This is a genomic window from Nonomuraea sp. NPDC051941 (genome assembly GCF_044593615.1).
Genome location: NZ_JBIUCF010000009.1, coordinates 65,764 through 90,579 on the forward strand (window position 1 = coordinate 65,764; position 24,816 = coordinate 90,579).

The window sequence follows — 24,816 nt, forward strand, 5'->3', positions numbered from 1 at the left end:
CGCGGCGGGGTTGCGGCGGGCCACCATGGGAGCCACCGTCTGGCTGGTGGGGATGGCCGTACGAAATATGCGGATAACCTCATAGCCCTCTCGCCGATCACTCACGACGATGGGGGCTTATGGGTTCGAGGCTGGTGGCCGGGGTACTGGCGACGGGCGCGGCCGCCGGCATCGTGGCCAACGTGATCATCACGAGCCGCATCGCGGCGAGCAGCGGCGTCCCCCTCCCCGTGACCGAATGGGTGTACATGGTGGTGGCGCTGCTCATGCCCGCGCTGGGCTGGTTGCTGGCCACCCGGCGTCCCGAGCTGCGGTACGGCTGGTTGCTCCTGTTCTGCGCACTCTTCCTGGGGGTCGGCCTGACCGGCGCGGGGTTGTCGATCATGGGCACGGTGCCGCTCTGGCTGACCGCCCCGCTCTCCTCCGTCCTCGCTGTCTTCTACGGCCTGAACTGGATCTTCGTCCCGCTGCTCTTCCCCGAAGGACGGCTGCCGTCGCGCCGCTGGCGCGCGTTCGCGTGGATCTCCGGCATCGCGATCGCCCTGCACGCCGTGGGGAACACGCTGAGCGGCGGCGTCGCGCGCGAGCCGACGCGGGTCCTGGAGTCGACGCTCACCCTGGTCGGGCTCTTGATGTCGGCCGCCGGCCAGCTCATCACGTGGATCATGGCGGCGATCGGGTTCTGCGGGCTCGTGCTCCGCCGGCGGCGCAGCGCGCGGGTCGAGCGCCGGCAGTACACCTGGATGGTCGGGGGCGTGGCCGTGAGCCTGCTGGGCGGCGTCGTTCAGATGGTGTTCCTCGCGAGGCTGCCAATGCTCGCGCTGTTCGGGACGATGGCCATGACGGGGGCGCTGCCCGTCGCGATCGGGGTCACCGTGGTCCGCCACCGGCTGCTCGACATCGGGATCGGCATCCGGGGCTCCCGCCTGCACCTGATCTTCGACGTGCGGCCGACGGTGGACGAGGTGCTGTCCGACCTCGGCACCGCGCTGGAGGACGCGCCCGAGCCCGCGGAGCAGCTCGGCCGGGTGGCCGCGGCCGTGCGCACCGCGTTGGAGGCCACCTGGGCGGCCGTGACGCTGGCGGACGGCACCCGCGTGGTCGCCGGCCGGCAGGAGGGCCCGGCGACGCTGACGGTGCCGGTACACGGAGGGCTCGGCCGGATCGAGTGCGGTCCCCGAGGCGTGGGCGGACTGACGCGCGTGGACCGGCGGCTCCTGGAGGCGCTGGCCGTGCCGGCCGGGCTGGCCATCCAGAGCGCCGGCCTGGCCACCCGCCTGGTCAACGCCCAGGAGGCGGAACGCCGGCGCATCGAACGCAACATCCACGACGGCGTTCAGCAGCAGCTCGTCGCGCTCATCGCCGGTCTGGAGCTGGCCCGCTCCACCGGCGCGAGCCCCGACATGCTCGCCCACCTGCGCGAACAGGCCCGCCAGACGCTCGCCGACCTGCGCGAGCTGGCGGCCGGCATCCACCCGTCGGCCCTCGGCCAGGGCGGCCTGGTGGAGGCGGTGGAGGAACGCTGCTCCCGCCTGCCCGTGCACACGACGGTGGCCTCGGACCCCGGGCTGCGAACCAGGCGGTTCAAGGACGAGGTCGAGGGCGCGATGTACTTCACCGTCAACGAGGCCCTCGCCAACGCGCTCAAACACGCGGGTGCCGCCACCATAGAGGTGGGCCTGTCGCACGCGGGCGGCCGCCTGCGCGCCACGGTCGCCGACGACGGCAAGGGCTTCGACCCGGGGGCCACCGCCCGCAGGGGGCTGGCCACGCTGTCCGACCGGCTGGACGCGCTCGGCGGCGGGCTCGACCTCGACAGCTCGCCGGGAAAGGGGACACGGGTGAAGGCGTGGGTGCCGGTCGATGGGTGAGCGGATCCGTACGGTGGTCGCCGACGACCACTACCTCGTACGCGAAGGAACCCGCCAATTGCTCGACATGTCGGGCGAGATCACGGTTGTCGGCGCGGTCGGCAACGCCGACGAACTCCTCGACGCCGTCCGCCGCCTCGGCCCCGACGTCGTGGTCACCGACATCCGGATGCCGGGCGGCGACTGGCGGCCCGGCTTCGAGGGCATCGACGCCGCTCACCGCATCAGGACCGCGCATCCGGGGGTGGGGGTCGTGGTGCTGTCGCAGTTCGCGGACGCGTTGTTCGCGTTCGAGCTGTTCAAGCACGGCACCGAGGGCTACGCCTACCTGCTCAAGGACCGGGTCGGGGACCTGGACGAGCTGCTGGGGGCCATCAGGGCGGTGGCCTGCGGCGGCTCCGTCATCGACCCGAAGGTCGTGGAGGGCCTGCTCGCCAGGCGGGACGTCCGCGGCCAGCAGGAGGCACTGACCGGCCGCGAACGCGACGTGCTCCGGGAGATGGCACGCGGCCGCTCCAACTCGGCCATCGCCAGGGCGCTTCATCTGTCGATCTCGTCGGTGGAGAAGAACGTCAACGCCATTTTCACGAAACTGGGGCTGGAGAACAGCGGGGACGTGCACCGGAGGGTGGCGGCGGTCCTCGCCTACCTGGGCCCCGATCGATAGGCGCGGGCGACTATGCTGCCACGATGATCCACTCCCTGCCGTTACCCGGCGCGCTGTCTGCGACCCTGCTCCTGGCCGCGGTCACCGCCGCGCCCGCGGCCGCCCGGCCGCTCGGCGACCATGACGTGAACGTGCCCGACGCGGGCGTCGTGCTGCATGAACGAGATGGTGACCCGTGGCGGGTGACCGCCATCAGCAAGGAGGTGTCGGCATCCCACCGCGCCGCCTACCTCCGTTCCGCCGACGGGATCTCCTTCACGAAGAAGAAGGGGTACGACGAACTGGTGCCGGCGCCGAAGGGCGGCAAGGTCGCGGGCGTGCCGTACTCCTCGCCCGGGGCGTACGACTCTGTCGTGATCTTCGACGCCAAGGGCAAGGCCAAGCGCATCCGTACGGTACGCAAGCCGCTCAGCACCGCCTACCCCGCGTGGACGCGGGACGGCCGCAAGCTCGTCCTCAGCATCCAGAAGAACGGGATCACCACTGTCGGGTTCGTGATCGTGGACCCCGTCACCGGTGCCTCGAAGGCCGTCACCACCCGCGGTGTCGAACAGGACGCGCTCTTTCAGTGGACTCCGGACGGCCGGTACCTGACCGCCAACTACTGGGACCAGGAGTGGAACGTTCGGGTGATCCGGCAGGACGGACGTACGCATCGCACCCTGCGCAAGGTCGGCATCATGCATGGCGCGGACGCGTTCTCGCCCTCGGGCAGGCAGCTTCTCACGCTGTGCCTGTCGATGGACGCCTCGAACTTCTGCGTGTGGGACTTCACATCGGGCAAGCTGGTCAAGCGGGTCAACGACGAGTCGAGGGACTGGACGATCGGGTGGTGGGACGACCAGCACCTGGCCACGGTGGTCCACGACGACGACAATGGCACCCGGGCGGTGGTGACGGATCTGAACGGGGACATCACGCGGGTGCTGGCGACGTTCTCCGCGAAGGCCAACCGGGAGCAGGTGGATCTGGTCTACACGCCCGACCGCTGACCCAGAGCACGACTTACTACCATGGGTAGTCATGGAGATGACGGAGCGATTCGAGTGGTGTGGGAGGCGGATCGCCTGGGGGCGCGCGGGCGCCGGTCCGGCGGTGGTGTTCTGTCATGGCACGCCGTTCTCGTCGGCGTTGTGGCAGCCGTTCGCGGAGGCCCTGAGCCGCGACTTCACCGTCTACCTGTGGGACATGCCCGGATACGGCCGTTCGTCCAAGCATGCCGAGCATCCCGTGGACTTCGGCGCGCAGGCCGATGCGTTCGCGGCGCTGCTCGCGCACTGGGGGCTGGAGCGGCCGCACGTGATCGCCCACGACTTCGGCGGTGCGGTGTCGCTGCGCACGCACCTGATCCTGGGCGTCGGCTACGCCTCGCTCATGCTCGTCGACGTCGTGGCCATCCCGCCCAGCGGCTCACCCTTCTTCAGGTTCGTGCAGGACCATCCTGACGTCCTGGGGCAGCTGCCGGCGTACATCCACACCGCCATCGTGCGCGCCTACATTCAGGGCGCGAGCCACCGCGGCCTGCGCGACGACGATCTCGACGCCCTCGTGCGGCCGTGGACGGGGGAGGACGGCCAGCCCGCCTTCTACCGGCAGATCGCCCACTATGACGAGCGCTTCCTCGAAGAGAACGAGGAACAGTTGGGCCGCATCAGCATCCCCGTACGGATCCTGTGGGGCTCCTGTGACGCGTGGATCCCCACCGAGATCGGCCGGCGGTTGCAGGGCCTGATCCCCGCCGCGGAGCTCTCGCTGATCGACGCCGCCGGTCACCTGGTCCACCACGACGCGCCCGTCCCGCTCATGGACGAGATCCGCGCCTGGCTCATCCGGCATGAATCTACAATGTAAAGGCGCCGGGGTCGGAAGCCGCGGCCACGCCGCTCTCTCAAGGTGACCGCGGCCTGCCGGTCAGGCCGATCCAGCGAGCAGGGAAGTCGCGGTGAGCTCCTGCCGGTGCTGACGCGCCTGTTTGGGCATGTTCCAGCCGAGCACGGCGGTGGCCCGGCCGTCGTGGCGGTAGACGGCGACGAAGCGGCGTTCGGCCACCGAGCCTTCCGCGATGGACACCTCGGCGTCGGGTGACGGCATCCCGTGTACGTGGATCTTGGCGCCGAACTGGTCGGTCCAGAAGTAGGGGATCGGGGTGTAGGGGCGGTCGTCGCCGAGGAGGTTGCCGGCGACGGCGATCGCCTGTTCGGTGGCGTTGGTCCGGTTCTCCAGCCGGAGCGACCTGCCCAGGGTCTCGTGGTGCCAGCGGGCCACGTCGCCGACCGCGTAGACGCCTTCCGCGGCGCGGCAGCGGGAGTCGCACACCAGCCCGTTGTCCAGGTCGAGCCCGCTGCCGGCGAGCCAGTCCGTGGCCGGGGCGGCGCCGAACGCGACCACGACGACGTCGGCCGGCAGCACGTCGCCGGTCTCCAGGCGTACCCCGGTGACGTGGCCGTGCCGTTCGGTCAGGCCGCTGACGGCGGCGCCGAGCCGCAGCTCGACCCCGTGCTCGGTGTGCAGGTCGGCGAGCAGCCCGGCGGCCGGTCGGCCGAGCTGGCAGGCCAGCGGCGCCGGTTGAGGGCCTGCCAGGGTGACGTTCACGCCCATGCCGCACGCGGTGGCGGCGATCTCGGCGCCGAGCACGCCGTCCCCGACGACCACCAGGCGCGTGCAGGACAGCAGGTCGGCCCGCAGCGCCAGCGCGTCGTCGAGGGTGCGCAGCACGTGGACGCCGGCCAGCCCGGCCTGGTCCGGCAGCGTGCGGGGGCGCAGTCCGGTGGCGACCACCACCGCGTCCGCGCTCAGAACGCGTCCCGATGCCGTGCGCACGGTACGGGAGGAGACGTCCAGCCCGGTCGCCGGGTCGCCGAGCACGAACTCCGCGTTCAGCGCGGACAGCGTGGCCGGGGGTCGCAGCTGGGCTCGCTCGGGTTCCCAGCTGCCGGACAGGATCTGCTTGGACAGCGGTGGCCGGTCGTAGGGCAGGTGGGGTTCGGCGCCCAGGACGGTCACCCGGCCTTCGTATCCCTTGCGGCGCAGGGCTTCCACGGTGGCCAGGCCGGCGGCGGAGGCGCCGGCCACGAGCACGTGGCCGGGGGTGCTCATGCGTCCTCGCTCACGAAGATCGCAGCTCCGGGGCAGACGTCGGCGGCCTCGCGGACGACGGGGTGGAGCTCCGCGGGCGGCCGCCCGTTGAGCAGGATCACGATCCCGTCGTCGTCTCGCTGGTCGAACACGTCCGGCGCGACGAGCACGCACGTGCCGGCGCCGCAGCACTTGTCCTGGTCAATGGTGACTTTCATGGTTTCGTCTTCCTTTAGGGGGATGAGTCAGGCGGCCTTTGGGTTGGGTCATCGGTGGCGCCAGGACGGCGCTGGAGGAGCCTTCGCCGCGAGATGTGTAAGTCAGTCGCTTGATTTAATTAAATCATATGATTGAGTTGGGTGGATGTGAGGTTCCCTACGATGCGGTGAAGGCCACAGGGAGGAGAGGGTGATGGCGGGCGGGACTGCGCGGCCCGAGCGGGGGAGCGCGACGCGGGAGGTGATCCTGGCCACCGCGGAGCGGCTGTTCGCCGAGCACGGGGTGCACGCGGTGTCCAACCGCCAGATCAGCGAGGCCGCGGGTCAGGGCAACAGCGCCGCGGTGGGCTACCACTTCGGTACGAAGGCCGACCTGGTACGCGCCATCGCGCGCAGGCACGCCGACGAGATGGAGCAGCTGCGGGTGTGGATGGTCGCCGACGCCGCCGGCTCGACGGACGTGCGCGACTGGGTGGCCTGCCTGGTGCGCCCGTTCACCCGGCATCTGGAAGCGCAGGGCAGCCCCACCTGGTACGCCCGGTTCCGCGCGCAGGTGATGGCCGATCCGGCGCTCTACCAGATCACGGTCGAGGAATCGCTGCCGTCGCCCTCGCTGCGGCTGCTCGTGGACGGCCTGAACCGGTGTCTGAGCGACCTGCCGGCCACCGTGCAGAAGGAGCGCTGGGCCATGGCGCGTCACGTGATCGTGCACATGTGCGTCGAACGGGAACGCGCCCTCGCCGAGGGCGCCACCACCCTCCAGCCCAGCTGGGACGACCTCGCCTCCAGCCTGATCGACGCGATAGTCGGCCTGTGGCAGGCCCCGGTGACGCCTCGCCCGTAAGCCCGGGGCCTCCCCGTCGTCCTGTGCCACATAGTGAATCACATGATTGACTAGATTAAATCATGTGATTCACTATGTGGCACAGACAGGCCGCCGAGCAGAGGAACGGTCGTGGGCAAGGCGATGCGGCAGGAACGCGGCAGTGCGACGCGTGACGTGATCCTGGCCACGGCGGAGCGGTTGTTCGCCGAACGCGGGATCCACGCGGTGTCCAACCGTCAAATCAGCGAGACGGCGGGTCAGGGCAACAGCGCCGCCGTGGGCTACCACTTCGGCGCCAAAGCCGACCTGGTACGCGCCATCGCGCGCAAGCACACCGGCGAGATGGAGCGGCTGCGGGTGACCATGGTCGGCGAAGCCGCCGGCCCTCCACCAGATCATGATGGAAGAGGCGCTATCGTCCGCCTCGCTGCGGATGCTCGTGGGCGGCCTGCACCGGTGCCTGCCCGGCCTGCCGCCCTTCGTGCGTGACGAACGATCCGTCATGGCACGTCACCTGATCGCGCAGATGTGCGTCGAGCGGGAACGCGCCCTCGCCGAGGGCACTCCCACCCGCCATCCGAGCTGGGACGACCTCGCCTCCAGCCTGATCGACGCGATCGCCGGACTCTGGCGGGCCCGCGTGACCGGCCTGCCGTAAGCGAAAGATTCATGGAAAGGACCGACTCCTATGACGACCGAAAGCCTGGCCGAGGTGCCGGAGTTCCCGATGGCGCGAGAGGCCCGCTGCCCGTTCGACCCGGCCCCGGGCCTGTACGCCCAGCGCGAGCAGGGCCCGCTGACCAGGGTCCGGCTCTGGGACGGCAGCATCCCCTGGCTGGTCACCGGCTACGCCGAACAGCGCGCCGTGCTGGCGGACCCCAGAGTCAGCGCCGATCTCAGCAACCCCGGCTACCCCGCCACGGTGCCGCTGCCCGCCGGTGGCGTGAAGCGCAGCTTCATCGGGATGGACGACCCGGAGCACGCCCGGCTGCGCCGGATGGTCACCGCGCCGTTCGCCATCAAGCGTATCGAGGCCATGCGCCCGTCCGTGCAGAAGATCGTGGACGACCTCATCGATGATCTGCTGGCCGGCCCGAAGCCGGTGGACCTGGTGGAGGCGTTCGCCCTGCCGGTGCCGTCGCTGGTGATCTGCGAGCTGCTCGGAGTCCCGTACGCCGACCACGACTTCTTCCAGGACACCAGCAAGACCATCATCAACCGGACCTCGACCCCCGAGGAGCGGCAGGCGGGCCACCAGGCGCTGCACGCGTACCTGGACGGCCTGGTCGGCGAGAAGCTCGCCAACCCCGGCGACGACCTGCTGTCCGGGCTGGCCGAGCGGGTCAAGGCCGGCGAGCTGGCCCAGGACGAGGCCGCCCGGATGGGCGCGCTGATGCTGATCGCCGGCCACGAGACCACCGCCAACATGATCGCCCTGGGCACTCTCACGCTGCTGCAGCACCCCGACCAGCTCGCCCTGCTGCGCGGCGGCGACGACCCGAAGCTCGTCGCCTCCACCGTGGAAGAGCTGCTGCGCTACCTGAACATCGTCCACAACGGGCGGCTGCGCGTCGCGACGGAGGACCTCGAGGTCGCCGGGCAGACCGTGCGCGCCGGTGAAGGACTGATCATGGTCAACGAGATGGGCAACCGCGACCCCGGGGCGTTCCCCGACCCCGACGAGCTGGACATCCGGCGCGACGCCCGCCGCCACGTGGCCTTCGGCTTCGGCGTCCACCAGTGCCTCGGCCAGCCGCTGGCCCGCATGGAACTGCAGGTGGTCTACGGCACCCTCTACCGGCGCATCCCGACCTTGAAACTGGCCACCGAGCTGGACCGGGTGCCGTTCAAGCACAACGGGCTGGTCTACGGCGTCTTCGAGCTCCCCGTCACCTGGTGACCCGGCAACGGTAGGAGCTCCGAGCCGCCGGTTCCGGGCAAGGAGACACGTGCCCGCGCCTATCCGGTGAACGAATCGGCATGAGCGCTATGTGGATAGTGGGAGCTCGTGCAACGCTCATAGGCTCGCATGGCCAGAAGGCATCGGCATCTCCGGCCCTGCGAAAGGAAACTGAACGTGAATCGTGTCCTGCTTGTCTTGGCCGCGACACTTGCCATGGGGGTGGGAGGCGTCGTGGTCGCCGCATCGCCGGCCGTGGCCGCCGGTCCGGAGTCGGGTAACGGCGCTGTCCCGAGTACGGTCGTGGGTGACGAGAGCGACAGCGTCCGCATCACGGGAGAAACCCCCACTCCATGAATTCAGGCGGCACCGCGCATTTCTCCGGGGTAAGCGCGGGAGTTGCATACTTTCTTGATGAAATCAGCGCGGCGGCTGCTCGACCCCAGGCAGAGGGGTCATCCAGAGCGTGGCTGGGGCAGCCGGCGGCATGAGCCCGTTCCCCGAGAATGGCGGTGAACCGCAAACAACGGTCCACCGCCTTTTTCATATAAGTATTCCGTTGCTGGAAGGAACAGTTCGATGATCAACCCGTTCCGCATCGACATCCCGCAGGACGAGCTGGATGACTTACGAGACCGGCTCGCCCGTACCCGCTGGAGCGGCGAGATCGGCGGCCAAGGCTGGAGCCGCGGCGTCCCGACCGGCTATCTGCAGCAGCTCGCCGCCTACTGGGCCGACGGCTACGACTGGCGCAAGCACGAGGCCAGGCTGAACGAACTGCCCCAGTTCACCACCGACATCGACGGGCAGACCATCCATTTCGCGCACATTCGCTCTCCCGAGGCCGACGCCACCCCGCTGATGCTCGTCCACGGCTGGCCCGGCTCGATCGCCGAGTTCCTGGACGTGGTCGGCCCCCTGACCGACCCGCGCTCTTACGGCGGCGACCCTGCCGACGCCTTCCACCTGGTGATCCCCTCTCTGCCGGGGTTCGGCTTCTCCGTTCCGCTGCGCGAGGCGGGCTGGACGCACGGCCGCATCGCCGGCGCTTTCACCGAGCTGATGAACCGGCTCGGCTACTCCCGCTACGGCGTGCAGGGCGGCGACGTCGGCGCCTTCGTCGCCCCGGAAATGGGCCGCCAAGATGCCGAGCGCGTCCTTGGCGTGCACGTCAACGCCCTGGTCACCTTTCCGATCGGGGCCGACGGTGAGATGGACGGCCTGACCACGTCCGAACTGGAGCGGCTGGCGCGCCTGGAGCACTGGCAGCAGGAGCAGAGCGGCTACGACAAGATCCAAGGCACCCGTCCGCAGACCCTGGGGCACGGCCTGAACGACTCCCCGGCCGGTCAGCTCGCCTGGATCGCCGAGAAGTTCAAGGAATGGACCGACAGCGCCGCGGACCTGCCCGAAGACGCCGTCGGCCGCGACGCCCTCCTCACCGACGTCAGCATCTACTGGTTCACGCAGACCGGCGCCTCTTCGGCCCACCTCTACTACGAGGCCCACCACGACCCCTCGGCCTGGGCGCCGCGCGACCCCGGGACCGTGCCCACCGGCGTGGCGGTCTCCCTCACCCAGGACGTCGCCATCCGTCGCTTCGCGGAACGCGATCACACCATCGTGCATTGGACCGAATTCGAGCGCGGCGGACACTTCCTGGCCCTGGAACAGCCTGGCCCATTCGTCGCCGACGTGCGCGAGTTCTTCCGCTCCCTGCGCTGACCGTTCACACCGCCGCCACACTCCGATGGCGGCGGTCCGAGGCCGACCTTGACCGGTGCCGGCCGGCACGCTGTTGCCGACCGGCCCACAGTGCATCCACCGCCATTCGGCCTCCGGCCGTCCACGCGCCTCGCTCGGCGGCCCACCGGATCCTGCGACTCGCGTGCCACCGCGGTCTCGAGCGCGTCGAGACGCAGCTCATCGGCCATGAGCCTGAGCAGGTTGACGGTGCCGCAGCACGATCCGGAAGCATGGCCCCTAATTTTTTGTCGCGCTAACCTACCGAGTACTCGGTAAGTTAGGTATGGTCCCGTTACATTCCACGAAGTGCTCGTGGAATGGGAAGGACGAGAACGCGAGGAACGATCGCCATGCCTGCTGGATGTTCTGGGCCAGGTGTGATGCCGAAACAACCGAACGTGCTCCTGATCGTGGCGGACCAGCACCGCTACGACTGGATCGAGGGAACGGGCGACCTGCCGGTACGCACGCCGCACCTGCGGAGACTGGCCGAGCGCGGCATGACCTTCCGCCGTGCCGTGACTCCCGCGCCGCTGTGCGCACCGGCGCGGGCCTGCCTGGCCACCGGTCTGGACTACGACTCCGGCCCGGTGCCGAGCAACTTCCACGATCTGCCGCCGGAGGCGCGTACCTACTTCCGGACGCTCCGGGACGAGGCCGGGTACCACGTGGCGGGCGTCGGGAAGTTCGACCTGCACAAGGCGACCTTCGACTGGAACCTCGACGGCTCGCGGTGCCTGAGCGAGTGGGGTCTGGACGGTGGCATCGACAACGAGGGCAAGTTCGACTCGCTCTGGTCGGGGCGTACCGGACCCAAAGGGCCGTACATGAACCATCTGTACGGACGCGGGGTCGCGTGCCTGCACCTGCGGGACTTCGAACGCAGACGGCACGAGCCCTACTTCGACGTCGAGCCCAGCCCGCTGCCGGAGGACGCCTACCTGGACAACTGGATCGCGCGCAACGCCCGCGACGTCCTGTCGAGCTGCCCTCAGGGGCGGCCCTGGCACGTGGTGGTGAACTTCGCCGGCCCGCACGATCCGATGGACGTGCCGCCAGGGCTGATCGACAGGTGGCGGGACGTCGAGTTCCCGGTTCCGGCCGGTCAGGATCCGGCCGACCCCCGCCACCAGGAGGTGCGGCGCCGCTACGCGGCCATGATCGAGAACATCGACGGCCACGTCGGCGGGCTGCTCGACCTGATCGCGGAACGGGGGGAGCTGGAGAACACGGTGGTCGTCTACACCAGCGACCATGGCGAGATGCTCGGTGACCAGGGCATCTGGGGCAAGCAGGTCGCCCTGGACCCGAGCATCCGCATCCCGATGATCATCGCCGGACCGGTCGTCAGGCACCCTGGCCTCACCAGCGACGCCCTGGTCTCGCTGGAGGACCTGGCCGCGACGTTCCTCGACGTCGCGGGGCTGGCACCCGCGCAGTGGATGACCGCGCGGTCGCTGCTGCCCGTCGTGCGAGGGGAGACGCCCGAGCACCGCGACCATGTCGTGTCCGGGCTCGACCGGTCCGCCCGCGAGATCGAGCTCGCCCAGCGTCACTACGGGGACAACCGGTGGGTGGCCCTGCGACGCTGGCGTGCCGTCTCCACCAGGACGCGCAAGCTCGTGGTGAGCGCCGACCTGCCCGCGCCGGCCCTGTTCGACCTGGAGTCCGATCCGTACGAGACCACGGACCTGGCCGGTTCGGAACCGGCGACGGTGCGTGAGCTGCTGGCCTGCCTCGATGATGACCTCGTGGCCACGCTGCTCTGCCGGCGGGGGAGTTCGACCGCGTCCAGCGAGACAGCTGACCACGACGACGTACGGGAGAAGAGCGATGGATGACGGGGGCTCCGCACCACACGGAGGGGCTCAGGACGGCGCCGCGGTGCCGAAGAGGCGACGCAGAAAGGTCGTCACGCGCCCGCACGGCGACCAACGCCGCCGCGAGATCCTCGACACGGCCGTCACCGTGTTCTCCGCCAACGGCTTCAATGCCGTGAGCCTGCGGGAAGTCGCCGAGAAGGCCGACATTTCCCAGGCCGGTCTGCTGCATCACTTCCCCAGCAAGGCCTCGCTCCTGATGGCCGTGCTGCAGGACCGCGAGGACAGGAACCGGGAGGACTCGCGGCGCCGGCTGGCCGAGGGGGAGGACCGGATGGAGGTGTTCCTCCGCACCCTCGAGGACAACGAGCGTAACCCCGTGCTCGTCCAGCTGTTCGCCCTGCTGTCGGCGGAGGGGCTGAGCCTTGAGCACCCGTCCCACGAATGGTGGGTCGAGCGGTACCGGGCCATCGTGATCTCCGTGCAGGGGTGGCTCACCGAGGTGATCGACGAGCGCAACCTGCCTCCGGGGCTGACCACGGAGACGGTCGCGCGCTGGCTCATCGCGCTCGCCGACGGGCTGCGCATCCAATGGCTGCTGGACCCCGACGCGGTGAGCCGGGCGGAGGCGGTCCGCCAGTTCGCCGACCTGCTGCGCTCACTGACCCGGCCGAACACGAACCCGGCCGGGCCGGCCGGCGAGACACCGGATACGTGAGCACAACCGGCACATCACACTCCTCCGACGGAAACGGAAAGGCCCGCATGCCAGCCCCCAACGTGATCGTGATCCTCGCCGACGACCTCGGCTATTCCGACCTCGGCAGCTTCGGTGGGGAGATCGATACTCCGAACCTCGACCGCCTCGCCCGCAGCGGCGTCCGGATGACGTCGTTCTACGTCACGCCGCGCTGCAGCCCCTCCCGCGCGGCCCTGCTGACCGGCCGGCACCCTCACTCCGTGGGAATCGGCGTCCTGACGCGCGACAACAGGCCGGCCGGCTACCGGGGCTCCCTGGACCAGAGCGTCCCGACTCTCGCGCAGAGGCTGAAAGGCCTGGGTTACCGAACCGGGCTGGTCGGCAAATGGCACCTGTCGTCCGACACCACGACACCCAACGACACGTGGCCCACACGCCGCGGATTCGACGAGTTCTACGGCATCCTGCCCGGGTGCAGCAGCTACTACCAGCCGCCGCTCATGTCGGGCGAATCGAGGGTGCCCGAGGCACACGCGGATCCGGACTACTACATCACCGACGACCTCAGCGAGCACGCCCGCGACTTCGTCGCCCGCGCCTCGGCCGGTGACACGCCGTTCTTCCTCTACCTGGCGTACACGGCTCCCCATTGGCCGTTGCACGCCCGAGAGGCCGACATCGCGAAATACCGCGAGCGGTACCGGGCCGGCTGGGACACGCTCCGCGCGGAACGCTTCCGGCGCCAGGCCGACCTCGGTGTCGCCGGCGTCGCGGAACTGCCCCCGCGGGACGAGGCGGTTCCACCGTGGGCCGACGTCGACGACCACGCCTGGCAGGTGGAGCGGATGGCCACGTACGCCGCCCAGGTCGAGGTGATGGACCGCGGCATCGGTCAGGTCCTCGACCAGCTCGAACGGTCAGGGACCCGCGAGAACACGATCGTGATGTTCCTCTCCGACAACGGCGGGTGCGCCGAGGAGTTGCCGCACCGTCCCGGACAGCCGTTCTTGGGCGAGGAGATCTGCCCCCGGCACACCCGGCTCGGCGAACCGGTCGAGGTGGGCAACACCCCCCGGATCATGCCCGGTCCCGAGCAGGGCTACGTCAGCTACGGCCGAGGCTGGGCGAACCTGTCCAACACACCCTTCCGCCTCTACAAGCGCTGGGTTCACGAGGGTGGTGTCGCCTCCCCCTTCATCGTGTCGTGGCCGAGCGACCTGCCCGCCGACCGGGTCGAACGGCGCCCCGGTCACCTGGTCGACCTGACCTCCACCATCGTGGAGGCGGCGGACGGCCACGCGGACACGGCGGGCCACAGCCTGCTGCCCGTGTGGCGGGGCGACGACCTTCCCGCCGCCGACGAACCCCGGACGTTGTGCTGGGAACACATCGGCAATGCGGCCGTACGACGGGGGCGCTGGAAGCTCGTACGCGAGTGGGGCGGCCCCTGGGAGCTGTACGACATCGAGGCCGACCGCGGCGAGAGCGAGGATCTCGCCCCGCGGGAGCCGTCGCTCGTCGCGGAGCTCGCAGCGGTCTGGGAACAATGGGCCAAGGACAACGCGGTCATCCCCTGGTCGGACGTGCTGGCCGACCTCCGCCGCCGGGGCCGGCCCGAGACCGAGGCGCTGAGGTAGGCGCCGACGGACTTATCGGTGTCCTTGCCGGGTGCTGGACGGAAGCCGGCCGTAGGTCTGCCTGTACAGGGCCGAGAAGCGGCCGAGATGGGTGAATCCCCATCGCAGGGCCACCTCCGTGACGGTCGTCCGGCTGCCCGTGTCCGCGATGCGGACGAGATCGGCGTGTACGTGAGCCAACCGTACGGAACGGAGATAGGCCATCGGGGTGGTCTGCAGATGTTCACGGAAGCCGAGTTGGAGGGTACGGACGCTGACTCTGGCCGCGGCGGCGATGTCGCCGAGGCAGATCGCCTCGCCGGCGTGGTCTTCGCAGTAGCGGATGGCACGCCGGAGAGCGGCGGGGGTCCAGGGGGCAGCGGACTCGCTGAGTGCGTCCGAGTAGTTGTGCGGCTGGGAGGCGAGCAAGGTGTGCAGCAGAAACTGCTCGAAGTGATGCTCGGCCAGCTTCGAAGCCGCGAAGAGCAGCGTGCCGCCCGATGACACCATTCTGAGCGCGTGGCCGAGCGCGCCGGTGGCGTCCACCCCAGGCTCGAACCGCAGCCGCTCCTTGGGAGGATCGCCGAGGTAGGCCTCGAGTGCCTCTTCCATGGCCGCCAACGGAATCTGCATCATCAACACCTCGTGGTCGAGGCTCCAACGCATGTCGATTTTCTGCTTGGGGCCGATGAGGGAGATCGGCGCGGTGACGTCCTGCCCGTTGAGCGTCACCCCGCCGGTTCCCCGCAACGGCATCATGACCGCATAGAAGTTGAACGACTCCGACGTTCCGACGCGAATCTCCGCCCCGTATGTCGCGGTGTGCAGAGCGATCTTTCCTTTGTGGAGAAGCTGGTATCGAGCGCCGCACGGGTGCGGCTTGCCGATTTCGAGATAGTAAGGCGGGAAATGCTGCACCAGCAAATCGCGCATCTGGTCGACATCTGCTGTGACAACCGGGTGGTTCATCGCGTTCAAGTCTTTCATGGCGCTGATTCCCTTTCGCATTCAGCAGATTAACGACTGGATCGCGACGTTGTAAACGTAAATCCGAATGCTTTGAAGAATTTTCAAATCAATCGCTTTTTGGCGGCCCGCGGCTAAAATGCCCACGACGTGAGTTCTGCGTGACGCCACGCTGAGCGCGATGACCTGGACCCCATCTGCTGCGCGTGGAGGGGCGTCTGATCCGTCGTGAGATGCTGCATTCGTGACGACTCAGCCTGCCGAACCGTCCCCGCGCCGCGGGCGTGGCCGTCCCGGCCATGACCAGGCCGCGGTCCTGCGCGCCGCGGTGGAGCTGTTCAACCGCAAGGGGTACGACGCCACCAGCATGGGCGACCTGGCCAAGGAGCTGGGCCTGACCAAGCCGGCCATCTACCACCACGTCACCGGCAAGGAGCAACTGCTCGGCCAGGCCCTGGACGACGCGCTCGACGAGCTGACCGCCGTCGTGACCGAGGCCTCCAGGGACCAGGCCGGGACGAGCGCGTACGGACGGCTGCGCGAGGTGCTACGCCGCAGCGTCGAGGTGCTGGTGGCGCACCAGCCCTCGGTCACGCTCCTGCTGCGGGTGCGCGGCAACAGCGAGGTCGAGCTGGCGGCGCTGGAGCGGCGCCGCTGGCTCGACGACCGCCTGGCCGCGCTCGTCACCGACGCCGTCGCGGAGGGCGCGCTCCGCGACGACGTGCCGGCGACGCTGGTCAGCCGGCTGCTGTTCGGCATGGTGAACTCGCTGGTCGAGTGGTACCGGCCCGACGGCGCCTACGACCGGGCGATGGTCGCCGACGCCATCACCGCCATCGCCTTCGACGGCCTGGCCCGGCACGAGGCCGGCGGGTCTCACCAGGTGTAGAAGCCCTGGCCCGTCTTACGGCCGAGATGCCCGTCTGCGACCAGGTCGCGCAGGATCCGCGGCGGCTCGAACCGGGGCCCCAGCTCGCGCGCCAGGTGCTCGGCGATCGCGAGCCGCACGTCCAGCCCCACCACGTCGGTGGTCCGCAGGGGCCCCATCGGGTGCCGGTAGCCGAGGGTCATCGCCGTGTCGATGTCGGCCGCGCTCGCGACGCCTTCCTCCAGCATCCGCATCGCCTCCAGCGCCAGGCAGACGCCCAGCCGGCTGCTGGCGAACCCCGGCGAGTCCGCGACCGTGATCGGCGTCTTGCCCAGCCCGGCCGCCCACTCCTGGGCCAGCGCCACGAGCGCCGGATCGGTACGCGGCCCGGTGACGATCTCGATGAGCGCGCTCACCGGGACGGGGTTGAAGAAGTGCAGCCCGAGGAAGCGCTCCGGCGCGGCCAGGCCGGCGGCCAGCGCGCCGATCGACAGGCTGCTGGTGTTCGAGGCCAGCACCGCGCCCGGCGCCACCTTCTCGACCAGGGCGAACACCTGGGCCTTGAGCGCCGCGTCCTCCGGGACCGCCTCGACGACGAGCTCGCACGGGCCCAGCCCGCCGTGGTCCGAGGTCGTCCGCAGCCGCGCGAGGGCGTCCGGGTCCGCGTGTCCCTTGGCCAGGCCGTCGCGTACCCGCCCCCTGGCCCGCTCGGCCGCCTCCGGACCGTCCTCGACGACGATCACGTGGCTGCCCGAGGTCAGGAACGCCTGCGCGATCCCGGACCCCATCCGCCCGCCGCCGAAGACGCCGACCGTCCGTGGCAGGCTCATGAGCGCCGCTCCAGGAATGCCGTCATGCGCACGTGCTTCTCCTCCGTCTCGAACAGGACCGCCTGAGCCACGTCGTCCACGAACGGGTGCGCGCCCCGAGGGGCGTGGAAGACCGCCTTGGTCAGCCGGGTCGCCAGCGGCGCCCGCGCGGTGATCCGGTCGGCCAGCCGGTGCCCGGCCGCCATCAGCTCCTCCGGCTCCACGACCTCGTTGAGCAGCCGTACGGCGTGCGCCTCCGCGGCCGTGAGCACCCGGCCCGCGAGCAGGATCTCCTTGGCCAGCGGCTCCCCGACCAGCTCGGCCAGCCGCCAGGCCGCCCCGGCCGCCGCCAGGATGCCGAGGCCCGTCTCCGGGTTGCCGATCCGCGTGTTCGGGGTGCCGATCCGGAAGTCGCAGGCGTAGGCCAGCTCGGCCCCGCCGCCCAGGGCGTACCCGTCGAGCAGGGCCACGGTCGGCATCGGCAGCCGGTGGATCCGGTCGAAGAGCTTGGAGTTGATGCCGCGCAGCGCGTCGTACAGGTCGCGTTCGCGCAGCTGGGCGATGTCCGCCCCGGCCGCGAACGTCGTGCCCTCGCCGGTGAGCAGGACGACGCGCGGCTCCTCCTCGACGGCGGCGCACGCCTCGTGGAGCCTGGCGACCAGCTCGCGGTCGATCGCGTTGCGGACCTCGGGGCGGTTGAGCCGCCACACCACCCGGTCCTCGCCTTCCTCGACGATCAGGCTGGTCATGGGCGCTCCACCAGGAGAGCGCTGCCCTGGCCGACGCCGACGCACATGGTCGCCAGGCCGCGCCGCCCTCCGGTGCGTTCGAGCCGGCCGAGCAGGGTGACGAGGATCCGGGCGCCGGACGCGCCCAGCGGGTGCCCGAGGGCGATCGCGCCGCCGTCGGCGTTGACGCGGCCGAGGTCGAGCCCGAGATCCCGGACGCAGGCGAGCGACTGGGACGCGAACGCCTCGTTCAGCTCCACGGCGTCCAGGTCGCCGACGGCCCAGCCCGCGCGTTCGAGAGCCTTGCGGGTCGCCGGGACCGGGCCGACGCCCATGATCTCCGGCGCCACCCCGGCGCTGGCCGCCGCCACCAGGCGCGCGCGGGGCGTCAGGCCGTGCCGTTCGAGGAAGCGGTCGCTGACCACGACGACGGCCGCGGCGCCGTCGTTCAGCGAGCTGGAGTTGCCCGCGGTGACGACCCCGTCGGGGCCGTTGACCGGGCGCAGCCGCGCCAGCTGCTCCAGGCTCGTGTCCGGCCGCGGCCCCTCGTCGGTGTCGACGACGCCCGCACCCGTGGGAACCGGGACGATCTCGCCGGTGAACCGGCCCTCCTTGATCGCTGTGACCGCCCGTTCGTGGGAGCGCAGCGCGTACGCGTCCAGCTCCTCACGGGTCAGCCCCCAGCGCCGCGCGACGGTCTCGGCCGTCTGCGGCATGGAGGCGGTGGTCGCGGCGTCGAAGCGCGGGTTGGTGAACCGCCAGCCGATCGAGGTGTCGAACGACGGCCCCGGCTTCGCGAACGCCTTGGCCGGCTTCTCGGTCACCCACGGCGCCCGGGTCATCGACTCCACCCCGCCCGCGACCACCACGTCCGCGTCCCCGGCGGCGATCAGGGCACGCGCGGTCGCGACCGCGGTCAGCCCCGAGGCGCAGAGCCGGTTGACGGTGAACCCGGGCACCGAGTCGGGCAGGCCCGCCAGCAGGAGGGCCATCCGGGCGACGTTCCGGTTGTCCTCGCCGGCCTGGTTGGCCGCGCCCAGCACCACCTCGTCCACGAGATCCGGGGCGATCCCGGCGCGGGCGACGGCCTCACCCACGACGAGGGCGGCCAGATCGTCGGGCCGGACGTGGGCGAGCGCGCCGCCGTAGCGGCCTATCGGCGTCCGCACGCCGGAGACGACGAAGGATTCGGGCATCAGTGGGCTCCTTATGCGTCGTAGTCGACGGTGACGCGCTCGCCGGCCGGAAATGTCTGGCAGGTCAGAACGAACCCGGCGTCAATCTCGGCCTGTTCGAGGGCGTAGTTGCGGCGCATGTCCACCTCGCCCGACCGTACGACCGCGCGGCACGTCCCGCAGACGCCGCCCTTGCAGGCGAACGGCAGGTCCGCGCGCGCCGCCTGGGCGCCGTCGAGCAGCGTCGCGTCGCGGGAGACCGTCGAGGTCGTGCGCAGGCCGTCCAGCACGGTCGTCAGCTCGCTCGTCGCGCCGGGCGCGACCCCGTCCGCGGCCCGTCGCGGCTGCGGCGGCGGCTCGTCGACGTAGAACAGCTCGACGTGCACGCGGGAGGCGGGTACGCCCAGGTCGGCGAGCACCGTACGCGCTTCCTGGATCATCGCCAGCGGCCCGCAGAGCCAGACGTGGTCGAACACCTCGACCGGCACCACCTCGGTCAGCAGGCGGCGCAGCCGGTCGCCGTCGAGCCGCCCCGAGAACAGCTCGACGTCGCGCGGCTCCCGCGAGAGCGCGTGGACCACCTGGAGCCGGGGGCCGTAGCGGTTCTTCAGGTCGCCCAGCTCCTCGGCGAACATCACGGTCCGGCTGGTCCGGTTGCCGTACAGCAGCGACACCTGGGCCTGCGGGTGGGTGAGCACGGTCGAGGCGAGCGACAACATTGGGGTGATGCCCGACCCGGCGGCGACGCACAGGTGCCGCTCGCCCGTGGCGGGGTCGGCCCGCCAGGAGCCGGTCGGCGTCTGGACCTCGATCCGCGTCCCGGGCGCGACCTCGCGTACCAGCCAGGACGAGAACAGCCCGCCCGGGATCTCGCGGACCCCGATCCGGGGCCGCGCGCCGGCCGGCGCGCAGATCGAGTACGACCGGCGCTCCTCCCGCCCGTCCACGACGCGGCGCAGGGTGAGCGACTGCCCGGCGCGGAAGGCGTACGCCTCGCGCAGCTCGTCCGGGACGGCGAACGTGATCGCCGCGGCGTCCTCGCACAGGCGGTCCACCGCCGACACGGTGAGCGGGTGGAAAGCGGCCATGTCAGATCTCCTTGACGTGCTCGAACGGCTCAAGGCAGCCGGTGCAGCGGTAGAGGGCCTTGCAGGCGGTCGCGCCGAACTCGGACGTCAGCCGGGTCGCCGCCGACCCGCAGCGCGGACAGGGCGGGGCGCTCCTGGCCGGCCCCAGCGTGAGCGGGATCGGGCCGCTGCGCCGAGGGGCGGGGCCGGGGGCCGACAGCCCGGCCTCCCGCAGGGCGGCCTGGCCGCGTTCGGTGATCCAGTCGCTCGACCAGGGCGGATCCAGGACGATCCGCACCTCGACCCGGTCGAACCCGGCCTCCCGCAGCCGGTGGACGAGGTCGTCGCGCATGGTCGCCATGGCCGGGCAGCCGGTGTACGTCGGGGTGATCGACACGACCACGTCCTCGCCACCGGCTACCTCGACGCCGCGCAGCACACCGAGGTCCGCGAGCGTGAGCATGGGCATCTCGGGGTCGCGTACCTGCGCCGCGACCTCGGCGGCCCGGTCGCGGGCGCTCACCAGCGCCCGCTCGGGTGGGCGCGGGCGACGACCTGCATCTCGGCGAGCAGCGGGCCGAGGGCGTCGGTATGCGCGCCGTCGCGGCCGGTGCCGGCCAGCGGCGCGCGGCCGGGCCGCTCGACGCCGCTCACGGCGAAGACCTGGTCGAGGACGCCGTCCACCTCGTGGCGCAGGTCCTCGCCGAACTCGGTGAGCTCGGCCTGGTACGGCCACAGGGCGTCCAGCGCCGCCACCAGCCTGCGCCGCGACTCCCCGGTCCCCTGTGCCAAGGTGCGGAACCAGCGTCCCGCCCAGTCGCGGTGGTAGGTGATCTCCTTCACGCCCTTGGCCGCCACCGCCGCCAGGACCTGGTCACGGCTGGTCCGCAGCCGCTCCAGCAGCGCGAGCCGGGCCACCGAGAACAGCAGCAGCCGCACGACGACGTGCGCGAAGTCCCCGTTCTCCAGCTCGGCGAGCCGGACGTTGCGGAACTGCTCCGCGTCGCGGAAGTACGCCAGCGCGTCCTCGGCGGGCACCGGCGAGCCCTCGGGCAGGGCGGGCACGACGCCGGGATCCGCGGCGGCCGCCCGCGACAGCAGCAGGCGGGCCTGTCCGAGCAGGTCGAGTGCCATGTTCGCCAGCGCGATGTCCTCTTCCAGGTCGGGCGCCCGGCTGCACCACTCGGACAGGCGCTGCGACATGATCAGCGCGTCGTCGCCGAGCGTGAGGCAGTACGCGGCCAGCTCGGCGGCGTCCACGCCCGGCGGCACCGTGGTGTCGACCCCGGCCAGGGGGTCCTCGAAGCCGGTGCCGAAGGCCCACTGCGAGGAGTCGCCGGCGAATTCGTCGTTCATGAGTGCCAACCGATCACATGTGCGGGACGTTGTCGGGAATGTCGTAGAACGTCGGGTGTCGGTAGACCTTGTCGCCGCTCGGCGCGAACAGCGGGTCCTTCTCGTCCGGGCTGGAGGCCGTGATGGCGTCGGCCCGCACGACCCAGATGCTCACGCCCTCGTTGCGCCGGGTGTAGACGTCACGCGCGTGCCGTACGGCCATCGCGTCGTCGGCGGCGTGCAGCGATCCGACGTGCACGTGGTTGAGGCCCCGCTTGCCGCGGACGAACACCTCGTACAGCGGCCACTCCCGCCGGTCGGCGCTCATCGCGTGCCCGCCCGCTCCGCGAACGCCGACGCGGCCTCGCGCACCCAGGCGCCGTCCTCGTGTGCGGCCCGGCGGTGCGCCATGCGCTGCGCGTTGCACGGCCCGTCACCGCGGATCACGGCGGCGAGCTCCTCCCAGTCGGGCTCGCCGAAGTCGTGGTGGCCGCGTTCGGCGTTCCAGCGCAGGTCGGGGTCGGGCAGCGTCACCCCCAGCGCCTCGGCCTGCGGGACCGTCATGTCCACGAACTTCTGGCGCAGCTCGTCGTTGGAGTTGCGCTTGACGCCCCAGGCCATCGACCGCGCGCTGTTGGGCGAGTCGGCGTCCGGCGGGCCGAACATCATCAGCGACGGCCACCAGAACCGGTCCACCGACTCCTGGACCATCGCCCGCTGGGCGTCGGTGCCGCTCATCATCGTCATCAGCAGCTCGTAGCCCTGCCGCTGGTGGAACGACTCCTCCTTGCAGATGCGGATCATGGCGCGCCCGTACGGGCCGTACGAGGTGCGGCAGAGCGGCACCTGGTTGCAGATCGCGGCGCCGTCGACCAGCCAGCCGATCGTCCCGACGTCGGCGTACGACAGCGTCGGGTAATTGAAGATCGAGGAGTACTTCTGCCGGCCCGTGAGCAGCAGCTCGGTCAGCTCGGCGCGGGAGACGCCCAGGGTCTCGCACGCCGAGTACAGGTACAGCCCGTGCCCGGCCTCGTCCTGCACCTTGGCCAGCAGGATCGCCTTGCGGCGCAGGGACGGCGCGCGGCCGATCCACGCGCCTTCGGGCTGCATGCCGATGATCTCGGAGTGCGCGTGCTGGGCGATCTGGCGTACGAGCGTCCGGCGGTAGGCGTCCGGCATCCAGTCCCGGGGCTCGATCCGGTCGTGGCGCGCGATCGTCGCCTCGAACGCGGCTTCGAGCGCTTCCGGCTCCGCCGGTGTCGTCGTCATCGATTTCCCTCCTCGGGCGTCGAGTCGTATTTACTTATCGCTCGGTCAGTAATACCGTGGCACGTGTTGGGGTACCTCCGCAAGGGGCCCGTGGAGAGGAGAGGACGCGTGAGCGCGCTGCTGGAGAGCTACGCCGCCGGACGATGGTTCCGGGCGGCCGATGAAGGGGAGCCCCTGCTCGACGCCGCCACGGGCGAGGAGGTCGCGCGGATCTCCAGCCGGGGGCTGGACGTCGCCGCGATGGTCCGCCACGCCCGCGACACCGGCGGGCCCGCGCTGCGGTCCCTGACCTTCCACGAGCGGGCGGCCCTGCTGAAGGCGCTGGCCAAGCACCTGACCGAGCGCAAGGAGGAGCTGTACGCGCTGTCCGTGCGTACGGGCGCCACCTCGCGCGACACGATGATCGACGTGGACGGCGGCATCGGCACCCTGTTCAGCTACGCCGGCAAGGGTGTGCGCGAGCTGCCGAACGACACCGTCGTCCTGGACGGCGGCCTGGAGCGCCTGGGCAAGGGCGGCACGTTCGTCGGCCAGCACCTCTACACCTCGCGGCCGGGTGTCGCGGTGCAGATCAACGCCTTCAACTTCCCGGTCTGGGGGATGCTCGAGAAGCTGGCCCCGGCCTTCCTCGCCGGGCTGCCCTCGATCGTCAAGCCCGCGAGCCAGACCGCGTACCTGACCGAGCTGGCCGTACGGCTGATCGTCGAGTCGGGCATCCTGCCCGAAGGCACGCTCCAGCTCGTCTCCGGCGGCGCCGGAGGGCTGCTCGACGAGCTGACCGTCCAGGACTCCGTCGCCTTCACCGGCTCCGCGCACACCGCGGGCATCCTGCGCCGCCACCCGAACGTGCTGGACGGCGGCGTCCTGCTGGGCGTCGAGGCCGACTCGCTGAACTGCTCGATCCTGGGGCCGGACGTGCGGCCGGAGGACCCGGAGTTCGACCTGTTCGTCAAGGGCGTCGTCACCGAGATGACGGTCAAGGCGGGCCAGAAGTGCACCGCCATCCGCCGGGTCCTCGTACCCTCGGCCATGGAGGGCCAGGTCGTCGAGGCGCTGGCCGCGCGCCTGGCCAAGGTGACCGTCGGCGATCCCCGCAATCCGGACGTACGGATGGGCGCGCTGGCCAGCCTCGGCCAGCGTGACGAGGTGCGCAAGGCCGTCGAGGCGCTGCGGGCCGGCGCCGAGATCGCCTTCGGCGACCCCTCCGGCTCCTCCCTGCTCGACGGCGACGCCGAACGCGGCGCGTTCATGACTCCGCTCCTGCTGCGCGCCCGTCCCGGGGCCACCGAGCCGCACGACGTGGAGCCGTTCGGGCCGGTCGCCACCGTGCTCGCCTACGACGGCCTGGACTCGGCGATCGCGCTCGCGGCGCGCGGCAGGGGCAGCCTTGTCGCCTCCGTCGCCACCCACGACCCGGAGGTCGCGCGGACCGTCGTGCTGGGGCTGGCGCCGTGGCACGGCCGGGTCCTCGTCCTGGACAGGGACGACGCCAAGGAGTCCACCGGGCACGGCTCGCCGCTGCCCGTCCTCGTCCACGGCGGCCCGGGCCGGGCCGGCGGCGGCGAGGAGCTGGGCGGCGTCCGCGGGGTCCTGCACCACATGCAGCGCACCGCCGTCCAGGCCTCCCCGGACCTGCTCACCGCGGTCACCGGCCGCTGGACCACGGGTGCCGCGCGCGCCGAGTCGGACGTTCACCCGTTCCGCAAGTCCCTGGCGGAGCTGCGCGTCGGTGACACGATCGCCTCCGCGCCGCGCACGGTCTCGCTCGCCGACATCGAGCACTTCGCCGAGTTCACCGGGGACACCTTCTACGCGCACACCGACGCCGCGGCCGCCGCGCGCAACCCGCTGTTCGGCGGCATCGTCGCCCACGGGTACCTCGTCGTGTCCCTGGCCGCCGGGCTCTTCGTGGACCCGGCGCCCGGACCGGTCCTGGCGAACTTCGGCGTCGACTCCCTGCGCTTCCTCACCCCCGTGAAGGCGGGCGATGCGATCGACGTGACGCTGACCGTCAAGCAGATCACCCCGCGCAGCTCCGCCGACTACGGCGAGGTCCGCTGGGACGCCGTCGTCGCCAACCAGGACGGCCAGCCGGTCGCCACGTACGACGTGCTGACCCTCGTGGCCAAGACCTGGCCGCTGCCCAGACAGGAGGCCTGA

25 protein-coding genes are annotated in these 24,816 nt (G+C 71.0%); 14 read left to right on the forward strand and 11 right to left on the reverse strand.

What is annotated here, in order from left to right; all coding sequences use genetic code 11:
- Nucleotides 1–119 precede the first annotated feature (119 nt).
- Genes ACIHFD_RS17400 through ACIHFD_RS17415 form a run of 4 tightly spaced genes read left to right on the forward strand, consistent with a single transcriptional unit; the run spans nucleotide 120 to nucleotide 4,389 of the window.
- A complete protein-coding gene (locus ACIHFD_RS17400; RefSeq protein ID WP_397367739.1) occupies nucleotides 120–1,871 on the forward strand; it encodes a sensor histidine kinase in 1,752 nt (583 codons plus the stop codon).
- Nucleotides 1,864–2,538: a response regulator transcription factor gene (locus ACIHFD_RS17405; RefSeq protein ID WP_363968002.1), complete on the forward strand. Its 675-nt coding sequence runs from the start codon at nucleotides 1,864–1,866 to the stop codon at nucleotides 2,536–2,538. The genes ACIHFD_RS17400 and ACIHFD_RS17405 overlap by 8 nt, the downstream gene beginning before the upstream one ends.
- A gap of 23 nt (nucleotides 2,539–2,561) precedes the next feature.
- A complete protein-coding gene (locus tag ACIHFD_RS17410; protein WP_397367740.1) occupies nucleotides 2,562–3,530 on the forward strand; it encodes a TolB family protein in 969 nt (322 codons plus the stop codon).
- A 31-nt stretch (nucleotides 3,531–3,561) separates the two neighbouring features.
- Complete coding sequence (locus ACIHFD_RS17415; protein ID WP_397367741.1) at nucleotides 3,562–4,389, forward strand: alpha/beta fold hydrolase; 828 nt, start codon at nucleotides 3,562–3,564, stop codon at nucleotides 4,387–4,389.
- 60 nt (nucleotides 4,390–4,449) lie between these two features.
- On the opposite strand, the gene ACIHFD_RS17420 is transcribed toward ACIHFD_RS17415, so the two are convergent.
- Nucleotides 4,450–5,634, reverse strand: coding sequence for an NAD(P)/FAD-dependent oxidoreductase (locus ACIHFD_RS17420; protein WP_397367742.1), 1,185 nt, complete (start codon nucleotides 5,632–5,634; stop codon nucleotides 4,450–4,452).
- Nucleotides 5,631–5,831, reverse strand: a complete 201-nt coding sequence (locus ACIHFD_RS17425; RefSeq protein ID WP_397367743.1) for a ferredoxin — start codon at nucleotides 5,829–5,831, stop codon at nucleotides 5,631–5,633. Before ACIHFD_RS17425 ends, ACIHFD_RS17420 begins: the two co-directional genes overlap by 4 nt.
- A 193-nt stretch (nucleotides 5,832–6,024) precedes the next feature.
- Here ACIHFD_RS17425 and ACIHFD_RS17430 point away from each other — a divergent pair, with 193 nt between their 5' ends.
- The 8 genes from ACIHFD_RS17430 (at nucleotide 6,025) to ACIHFD_RS17465 (ending at nucleotide 14,460) form a co-directional block, all read left to right on the forward strand.
- A complete protein-coding gene (locus tag ACIHFD_RS17430) occupies nucleotides 6,025–6,675 on the forward strand; it encodes a TetR/AcrR family transcriptional regulator (RefSeq protein ID WP_397367745.1) in 651 nt (216 codons plus the stop codon).
- Nucleotides 6,676–6,786: 111 nt separating this feature from the next.
- Complete coding sequence (locus ACIHFD_RS17435; RefSeq protein ID WP_397367746.1) at nucleotides 6,787–7,146, forward strand: TetR family transcriptional regulator; 360 nt, start codon at nucleotides 6,787–6,789, stop codon at nucleotides 7,144–7,146.
- 13 nt (nucleotides 7,147–7,159) lie between these two features.
- On the forward strand, nucleotides 7,160–7,315 hold the full coding sequence (locus tag ACIHFD_RS17440; RefSeq protein ID WP_397367747.1) for a hypothetical protein: 156 nt from the start codon (nucleotides 7,160–7,162) through the stop codon (nucleotides 7,313–7,315).
- Between the two features lie 30 nt (nucleotides 7,316–7,345).
- Nucleotides 7,346–8,557: a cytochrome P450 gene (locus ACIHFD_RS17445; RefSeq protein WP_397367748.1), complete on the forward strand. Its 1,212-nt coding sequence runs from the start codon at nucleotides 7,346–7,348 to the stop codon at nucleotides 8,555–8,557.
- A 579-nt stretch (nucleotides 8,558–9,136) separates the two neighbouring features.
- Nucleotides 9,137–10,282, forward strand: a complete 1,146-nt coding sequence (locus tag ACIHFD_RS17450) for an epoxide hydrolase family protein (RefSeq protein ID WP_397367749.1) — start codon at nucleotides 9,137–9,139, stop codon at nucleotides 10,280–10,282.
- A 401-nt stretch (nucleotides 10,283–10,683) separates the two neighbouring features.
- Nucleotides 10,684–12,144 (forward strand): sulfatase, encoded by a 1,461-nt coding sequence (locus ACIHFD_RS17455; protein ID WP_397367750.1) that lies wholly within the window; start codon nucleotides 10,684–10,686, stop codon nucleotides 12,142–12,144.
- A 43-nt stretch (nucleotides 12,145–12,187) separates the two neighbouring features.
- Nucleotides 12,188–12,841, forward strand: coding sequence for a TetR/AcrR family transcriptional regulator (locus ACIHFD_RS17460; protein ID WP_397367751.1), 654 nt, complete (start codon nucleotides 12,188–12,190; stop codon nucleotides 12,839–12,841).
- A 47-nt stretch (nucleotides 12,842–12,888) separates the two neighbouring features.
- Entirely contained in the window at nucleotides 12,889–14,460 is a 1,572-nt protein-coding gene (locus tag ACIHFD_RS17465) for an arylsulfatase (protein WP_397367752.1), read from the forward strand.
- A 12-nt stretch (nucleotides 14,461–14,472) separates the two neighbouring features.
- Here the strand turns inward: ACIHFD_RS17465 and ACIHFD_RS17470 are convergent, their stop codons facing one another.
- Nucleotides 14,473–15,426, reverse strand: a complete 954-nt coding sequence (locus ACIHFD_RS17470; RefSeq protein WP_397367753.1) for an AraC family transcriptional regulator — start codon at nucleotides 15,424–15,426, stop codon at nucleotides 14,473–14,475.
- 223 nt (nucleotides 15,427–15,649) lie between these two features.
- Between ACIHFD_RS17470 and ACIHFD_RS17475 the strand changes: the two genes are divergently transcribed.
- Nucleotides 15,650–16,294, forward strand: a complete 645-nt coding sequence (locus ACIHFD_RS17475; protein WP_364254283.1) for a TetR/AcrR family transcriptional regulator — start codon at nucleotides 15,650–15,652, stop codon at nucleotides 16,292–16,294.
- On the opposite strand, the gene ACIHFD_RS17480 is transcribed toward ACIHFD_RS17475, so the two are convergent.
- The 8 genes from ACIHFD_RS17480 to paaA are packed head-to-tail and all read right to left on the reverse strand — an operon-like array spanning nucleotide 16,282 to nucleotide 22,656.
- Nucleotides 16,282–17,103: a 3-hydroxyacyl-CoA dehydrogenase family protein gene (locus ACIHFD_RS17480; protein WP_397367754.1), complete on the reverse strand. Its 822-nt coding sequence runs from the start codon at nucleotides 17,101–17,103 to the stop codon at nucleotides 16,282–16,284. The genes ACIHFD_RS17475 and ACIHFD_RS17480 overlap by 13 nt on opposite strands.
- Complete coding sequence (locus ACIHFD_RS17485) at nucleotides 17,100–17,831, reverse strand: enoyl-CoA hydratase/isomerase family protein (protein ID WP_397367755.1); 732 nt, start codon at nucleotides 17,829–17,831, stop codon at nucleotides 17,100–17,102. The genes ACIHFD_RS17480 and ACIHFD_RS17485 overlap by 4 nt, the downstream gene beginning before the upstream one ends.
- Nucleotides 17,828–19,006: a thiolase family protein gene (locus tag ACIHFD_RS17490; protein WP_397367757.1), complete on the reverse strand. Its 1,179-nt coding sequence runs from the start codon at nucleotides 19,004–19,006 to the stop codon at nucleotides 17,828–17,830. The genes ACIHFD_RS17485 and ACIHFD_RS17490 overlap by 4 nt, the downstream gene beginning before the upstream one ends.
- A gap of 11 nt (nucleotides 19,007–19,017) precedes the next feature.
- Nucleotides 19,018–20,073, reverse strand: coding sequence for a 1,2-phenylacetyl-CoA epoxidase subunit PaaE (gene paaE / locus ACIHFD_RS17495; protein WP_397367758.1), 1,056 nt, complete (start codon nucleotides 20,071–20,073; stop codon nucleotides 19,018–19,020).
- Between the two features lies 1 nt (nucleotide 20,074).
- Nucleotides 20,075–20,575, reverse strand: a complete 501-nt coding sequence (paaD, locus tag ACIHFD_RS17500; protein ID WP_397367759.1) for a 1,2-phenylacetyl-CoA epoxidase subunit PaaD — start codon at nucleotides 20,573–20,575, stop codon at nucleotides 20,075–20,077.
- Nucleotides 20,572–21,408 carry a 1,2-phenylacetyl-CoA epoxidase subunit PaaC gene (gene paaC / locus ACIHFD_RS17505; protein WP_397367760.1) on the reverse strand — a complete coding sequence of 279 codons (837 nt, stop codon included), beginning with the start codon at nucleotides 21,406–21,408 and terminating at the stop codon, nucleotides 20,572–20,574. Before paaC ends, paaD begins: the two co-directional genes overlap by 4 nt.
- A gap of 13 nt (nucleotides 21,409–21,421) precedes the next feature.
- Nucleotides 21,422–21,715 (reverse strand): 1,2-phenylacetyl-CoA epoxidase subunit PaaB, encoded by a 294-nt coding sequence (paaB, locus tag ACIHFD_RS17510; RefSeq protein ID WP_192783751.1) that lies wholly within the window; start codon nucleotides 21,713–21,715, stop codon nucleotides 21,422–21,424.
- A complete protein-coding gene (gene paaA / locus ACIHFD_RS17515; protein WP_397367761.1) occupies nucleotides 21,712–22,656 on the reverse strand; it encodes a 1,2-phenylacetyl-CoA epoxidase subunit PaaA in 945 nt (314 codons plus the stop codon). Before paaA ends, paaB begins: the two co-directional genes overlap by 4 nt.
- Before the next feature lie 108 nt (nucleotides 22,657–22,764).
- On the opposite strand from paaA, the gene paaZ reads away from it, so the two are divergent.
- Complete coding sequence (gene paaZ / locus ACIHFD_RS17520) at nucleotides 22,765–24,816, forward strand: phenylacetic acid degradation bifunctional protein PaaZ (RefSeq protein WP_397367762.1); 2,052 nt, start codon at nucleotides 22,765–22,767, stop codon at nucleotides 24,814–24,816.